Origin of the sequence: Leisingera sp. ANG-Vp (genome assembly GCF_000813725.1) — a bacterium.
Classification (GTDB): Bacteria; Pseudomonadota; Alphaproteobacteria; order Rhodobacterales; family Rhodobacteraceae; genus Leisingera.
The window spans coordinates 2501-5729 of sequence record NZ_JWLD01000096.1 but is presented as its reverse complement, the minus strand read 5'-3'; the positions used below and the strand labels follow the sequence as shown (position 1 = coordinate 5729).

Below are 3229 nucleotides of genomic sequence, written 5' to 3'. Positions count from 1 at the left end.
ATCGTTTTGGAGATTATTTGGATTTTACTAGGTTTGGCGGTGACCTACTCTCCCAGGGCTTGAGCCCAAGTACCATCGGCGCGGCAGTGCTTAACTTCCGGGTTCGGGAAGGGACCGGGTGTTTCACTTGCGCTATAGCCACCAAACCAAGAAAAATCCAATTCCGGCGGCCTTGCGGAGCAAGGCGCCGGCTGCAATCAACGATGTCCAAGTCAAAGGGATGTTTGCTTTTTGTGTCCGAGTAACACTGTCTGTTACTGGATCAAATCAAGCCTATCGGGCGATTAGTACCGGTCAGCTGAACGCATTGCTGCGCTTACACCTCCGGCCTATCGGCGTGGTGGTCTTCCACGGCCCTCAGGGATACCTTGTTTTGAGGGGGGCTTCCCGCTTAGATGCCTTCAGCGGTTATCCTGTCCGATCATAGCTACCCTGCACTGCTGCTGGCGCAACAACAGGTCCACCAGTGGATCGTTCACCCCGGTCCTCTCGTACTAGGGGCAACTCCTCTCAAGTATCCTACACCCACGGCAGATAGGGACCGAACTGTCTCACGACGTTCTAAACCCAGCTCACGTACCTCTTTAAACGGCGAACAGCCGTACCCTTGGGACCTGCTCCAGCCCCAGGATGAGATGAGCCGACATCGAGGTGCCAAACACTGCCGTCGATATGGACTCTTGGGCAGTATCAGCCTGTTATCCCCGGCGTACCTTTTATCCGTTGAGCGATGGCCCTTCCACGCGGGACCACCGGATCACTATGGCCGACTTTCGTCTCTGCTCGACTTGTCAGTCTCGCAGTCAGGCTGGCTTCTGCCATTGCACTCAACGAGCGATTTCCGACCGCTCTGAGCCAACCTTCGCGCGCCTCCGTTACTCTTTAGGAGGCGACCGCCCCAGTCAAACTACCCGCCACGCAGGGTCCCGGATCCGGATAACGGACCGCGGTTAGACATCAAGAGTGCGAAGGGTGGTATCTCAAGGGAGGCTCCACGGGAACTTGCGTTCCCGCTTCGATGCCTACCACCTATCCTGCACATCACAATCCTGATGCCAGTGCGAAGCTGTAGTAAAGGTGCACGGGGTCTTTCCGTCTAACCGCGGGAAGCCTGCATCTTGACAGGCAATTCAATTTCGCTGAGTCGATGTTGGAGACAGCGGGGAAGTCGTTACGCCATTCGTGCAGGTCGGAACTTACCCGACAAGGAATTTCGCTACCTTAGGACCGTTATAGTTACGGCCGCCGTTTACCTGGGCTTCAATTCGGAGCTCTCACCCCTCCTTTTAACCTTCAGGCACCGGGCAGGCGTCAGACCCTATACGTCGTCTTGCGACTTCGCAGAGCCCTGTGTTTTTAATAAACAGTCGCCACCCCCTGGTTTGTGCCCCCGGATCCAAGTTGCCTTGAACCCGGGCCTCCTTCTCGCGAACTTACGGAGGTATTTTGCCGAGTTCCTTCAACATCGTTCTCTCAAGCGCCTTGGTATTCTCTACCAGTCCACCTGTGTCGGTTTAGGGTACGGTCTGAAAGGAGGGCTATTTCCAGGGACTGATCAGCAGCCCGCTCAATCCGATAAGAGCGAACTACCTTCACAATCCGTCACCACTCCACGGCCCAGGAATATTAACCTGGTTCCCATCGCCTACGCCTTTCGGCCTCGGCTTAGGGGCCGGCTTACCCTGCTCAGATTAGCTTTAAGCAGGAACCCTTGGACTTTCGGCGAGAGTGTCTCTCACACTCTTTGTCGCTACTCATGTCATCATTCTCGCTAGTGATCTCTCCACCGGATGGCTCACGCCCCGGCTTCATCGAAAGCCTCTCTCCTCCAATGTATCCGAAGATACTAAGGAGGAATGAGACTATGTCACACTACGCTCTGCTACCATGCACTATGTGCATCCTCGGCTTCGGCTCATGGCTTGAGCCCCGTTACATCTTCGCCGCAGGACGTCTTATTTAGACCAGTGAGCTGTTACGCTATCTTTAAAGGATGGCTGCTTCTAAGCCAACCTCCTGGTTGTTTTGGACATCCCACCTGCTTTCCCACTTAGCCATGAATTGGGGGCCTTAGCCGGAGGTCAGGGTTGTTTCCCTCTCCACTACGGGCGTTAGCACCCGCAGTGTGTCTGCCATCTAGTACTCCCGGGTATTCGGAGTTTGGTTAGGATCAGTAAGCCTGTGGGGCCCCATTACCCATCCAGTGCTCTACCCCCCGGGGTATTCGGATGACGCTCTACCTAAATAGATTTCGCAGAGAACCAGCTATCTCCGAGTTTGATTGGCCTTTCACCCCTAGGCACAGCTCATCCCGATCTTTTTCAACAGATGTGGGTTCGGTCCTCCAGTGCGTGTTACCGCACCTTCAACCTGGCCATGCCTAGATCACTCGGTTTCGGGTCTGATCCCACGAACTCATGCGCCCTATTAAGACTCGCTTTCGCTGCGCCTCCGCCTAGCGGCTTAAGCTTGCTCGTGAGACCAAGTCGATGACCCATTATACAAAAGGTACGCTGTCAGCCCTCAAGGGGCCTCCAACTGATTGTAGGCGTTCGGTTTCAGGTACTGTTTCACTCCCCTCGCCGGGGTGCTTTTCACCTTTCCCTCACGGTACTGGTTCGCTATCGGTCAGTAAGGAGTACTTAGCCTTCGGAGGTGGTCCTCCGGTCTTCGAACAGGATTTCACGTGTCCCGCCCTACTTAATACGTCCCTCAGAGCTTCCCATACGGGGCTGTCACCCGCTATGGCTGCGTTTCCCAACGCATTCTGGTCACTCATCAGGCTCGGCTGGTCCGCGTTCGCTCGCCACTACTAACGGAGTCTCTATTGATGTCCTTTCCTCCGGGTACTTAGATGTTTCAGTTCCCCGGGTTTGCTCTTAAAGACCTATGTATTCAGTCCTTAAGTACCTGGTTAAGCCCATTATTGATTACCAGAGGTAACAATAACGAACTTTCAGGTGGGTTCCCCCATTCAGAGATCCATGGATCAAAGCCTATTCCCGGCTCCCCATGGCTTATCGCAGGGTATCACGTCTTTCATCGCCTCTTACTGCCAAGGCATCCGCCAAACGCCCTTCTCGCGCTTGATTTGATCCAGAAAAAGACAGTGCAAACCGTCGCGGTGCTGGAAGCTGGTAACAACCGGCACCCTTATTCTGAACCAAAAAGCAAACTATCCCGCTCCCGGTCATGTCGGTGACCAGGAACTTGTTGCGCAATCTTGCGA

The 3229-nt window shown here is 54.4% G+C and carries 2 rRNA genes; both read right to left on the bottom strand.

Annotation, left to right across the window (positions count from 1 at the left end):
* Positions 1 to 31 precede the first annotated feature (31 nt).
* Positions 32 to 146 (bottom strand): 5S ribosomal RNA (rrf, locus tag RA20_RS22980).
* A gap of 117 nt (positions 147 to 263) precedes the next feature.
* A 23S ribosomal RNA gene (locus tag RA20_RS22975) occupies positions 264 to 3092 on the bottom strand.
* Positions 3093 to 3229 lie beyond the last annotated feature (137 nt).